The sequence below is a fragment of the Enterobacter sp. 148H3 genome (assembly GCF_034107425.1).
Classification (GTDB): domain Bacteria; phylum Pseudomonadota; class Gammaproteobacteria; order Enterobacterales; family Enterobacteriaceae; genus Enterobacter; species Enterobacter vonholyi.
This window is the reverse complement of the sequence record NZ_JAWNEI010000038.1, coordinates 1-2,459: the sequence shown is the minus strand read 5'-3', so window position 1 is coordinate 2,459 and position 2,459 is coordinate 1. Positions and strand designations below refer to the sequence as shown.

Below are 2,459 nucleotides of genomic sequence, written 5' to 3'. Positions count from 1 at the left end.
TCGGATATTCAGGAAAAAATTGACGACACGCTGCGCGATATTACCGATCTCGCCGGTCGCATTGAGAATGCGAAGGACAGCAAGGAATCGCAGGATCTGGCGAACGTGGTGGCCGCGCGAAGCATCCAGCTGAACGCGCTGACCTCACAGTGGGAAATGTCCGTCAAACAAAGCGAAATGCGCAACCAGCTGCTTGCCGAACAGCGCCGCAAGGCGCAGGCCGAGCAGATGCGCACCGCTCCTATCGCAGACCTTAACTGACAGGTGACCCCATGAAACTGAAGACACTGACCTTTGTTGTTCTGGCCTCCGTGGCCGCGCTGACTGGCTGCGAGGATAAAACCTCCGTGGAGTGGTATACGGCACATCATGACGATATGCTGAAAAAGTATGAAGAGTGCTATATATCCCACACATGGGAAGCTGAAGACTGCTATCACGCTAAAACAGCCCTCCATCGAGAGATGAATAAACCAGGGGTATTAACTGCCTATAAAGGGATTGTTGAGAAAGCTAATAAGCTTCGACAACTGGCTCCAGTTGCGGATTTGAATTAACGCTGGAGACATCGCTATGAGCGGAATCTATGTCGGGCTTAACAGCCACATCATGGAGGGGTTTGACAGCGTTCTTAACGGCGTGACCGCCACGACAGGAGGGTGGATGGCGCACCTGTTCTCCGTTGCGGTACTCTCGCTGTACATCACGTGGCGCGCCTACCAGACGATGGCAGGCAAGCTTGCCCGCCCCTTCGAGGAGATCGTGTGGGACGTGAGCCGAATGCTCATCATCATGATTTTCGTCACCAACGCCGGAGGTTATCTTGACCTTGTGTCCAGTGCCATTACCGGTATTCGAGACGGTTTCAGCGGAGATTCCTCCATATGGGCTCTGCTGGATACGGTCTGGGAGAAAGCGCAAAAGTTAGGAGAAAACCTCTTTAGCCAAGATGACTCACGATATGTTCCTGCGAAGGGGTTACTGGCAGAAGGGCTTGTATGGGCGGGAGTTGCATCTCTAACCGGGATAACGGCATTTATTAACCTGATCGCCGAACTGGTGATGATGCTGATGCTGGCAACCGCACCGATCTTTATCTACTGCCTGATGTGGTCCTGGTTCCGGGAGATGTTCAGTAACTGGCTTAAAAATATTCTGACCTGCATTCTCACTACTTTCTTCAGCGGTATCTCGCTGACTGTGGTGATGAACTATTTAGATTATATTCTAGCCGGTGCCACTGGAGCGACGGATGCCAACTATCTAACCCTTGCTGTTCAGGTTTTCCTCGGCGCTGTGGGTGCAGCTGTTGTGATAGTTCTCAGCTACAAGCTGGCGGCATCGCTTGCCGGCGCATCAGCACAGGGAGCGGCACAGGCACTCGCCAATGCTGGCGTCAGCATGGGTGCCAGTACCGCGTCTAATGCAGCAGGCAATATTGGCAACCGGGCAGCAGAAAATCTGAACAGCACCGGCAGCGCAACGGCCTCCACCGCGTCCCGCACCTCCGGCGATGCGCGCAGCCGCAGCCGCGCCGCTGTTCAGAGGATGCAGGAACGCTATCAACGATAACCCCGCATGACTGAATCCGGCGGGACGCCGCAACGGCGTCCTGCGGCTTCGTCACGTCTTTACTAACAGGAAATCACCATGAAATACGGCATCACGCTGCTGATGCTGTGCCTGCTTGCAGGCTGCGCACAGCGAAATACCTCACTTCCGCCCGTGTCGGGCAACCCGGAGCCGGTCAATTCCCCGGCCATTATTCAGGAGTTAACCCCTCATGTCTGAACTTACCGCCAAAGCCCTGAGCGACTCGCGCTCGTTTGAGAACGCCATTCTTGAGCGGGATCTGCGCATGAAAAAGGCGGGCTGGATCGTGGCGGCGCTCGCCGGGCTGCTGCTCGTCTGCGCCCTTGCCGCCCTTATCCTGCTTCTGCCGCTCAAAACCACCACCGTGGAGCTGTACACGCTCGACCGTCAGACCGGGCGCATCGAGCGCGTCACCACCGTCGGCGAGGACAAGCTGGACACCTCCGAGGTGCTCAATCTGTCGCAGTCTGCAAGCTACGTGAAGCGCCGCGAGGGGTACAACTATTTCGCCCTTCAGCAGGACTACAGGGAGACGCAGATGTTCAACAGCGACGCGGTCAATAAGGAATACCTCGACTGGTTTGACAGCCCCGACGCCCCGGACGCCGTTTTCCAGAAGGCGGCCTATGTTGTCACGGTGGAAATCCTCTCCAACGTGCCCTCAGCGGGCACCGGCTCCAGCATGGTGGAGCTGATGCGCATCAAGCGCACCATTCGAAAGGTCAAGGATAACACCGAGACGCACGATTACTGGACGATTCGCATGACCTACCGCTATTTCCCGCAGAAGAAAATGACGGCCTCCGAGCGCGAGGTGAACCCGTTCGGCTTCACGGTCACCAGTTATCAGCGGTTTAAGGAGAAAA

At 56.0% G+C, this 2,459-nt stretch carries 5 protein-coding genes; all 5 read left to right on the top strand.

Features of this window, described 5'->3' with window-relative positions; all coding sequences use genetic code 11:
* The coding region (locus USH94_RS22365; protein WP_320731347.1) for a type IV secretion system protein at nucleotides 1-261 on the top strand (261 nt) is incomplete at its 5' end.
* A gap of 11 nt (nucleotides 262-272) precedes the next feature.
* Nucleotides 273-557 (top strand): EexN family lipoprotein, encoded by a 285-nt coding sequence (locus USH94_RS22360; RefSeq protein WP_111966183.1) that lies wholly within the window; start codon nucleotides 273-275, stop codon nucleotides 555-557.
* Between the two features lie 16 nt (nucleotides 558-573).
* On the top strand, nucleotides 574-1,572 hold the full coding sequence (locus USH94_RS22355; RefSeq protein WP_320731346.1) for a type IV secretion system protein: 999 nt from the start codon (nucleotides 574-576) through the stop codon (nucleotides 1,570-1,572).
* A 78-nt stretch (nucleotides 1,573-1,650) separates the two neighbouring features.
* Entirely contained in the window at nucleotides 1,651-1,791 is a 141-nt protein-coding gene (locus tag USH94_RS22350) for a hypothetical protein (RefSeq protein ID WP_032640091.1), read from the top strand.
* Nucleotides 1,784-2,459 (top strand): type IV secretion system protein (locus USH94_RS22345; RefSeq protein ID WP_320731345.1); only part of this gene is annotated, 676 nt, incomplete at its 3' end. The genes USH94_RS22350 and USH94_RS22345, both read left to right, overlap by 8 nt.

Bases quoted from the DNA above. Each gene is read 5' to 3' on its own strand.
- USH94_RS22350 (WP_032640091.1), top strand. From the start codon at position 1,651: ATGAAATACGGCATCACGCTGCTGATGCTGTGCCTGCTTGCAGGCTGC.
- USH94_RS22360 (WP_111966183.1), top strand. From the start codon at position 273: ATGAAACTGAAGACACTGACCTTTGTTGTTCTGGCCTCCGTGGCCGCG.
- USH94_RS22355 (WP_320731346.1), top strand. From the start codon at position 574: ATGAGCGGAATCTATGTCGGGCTTAACAGCCACATCATGGAGGGGTTT.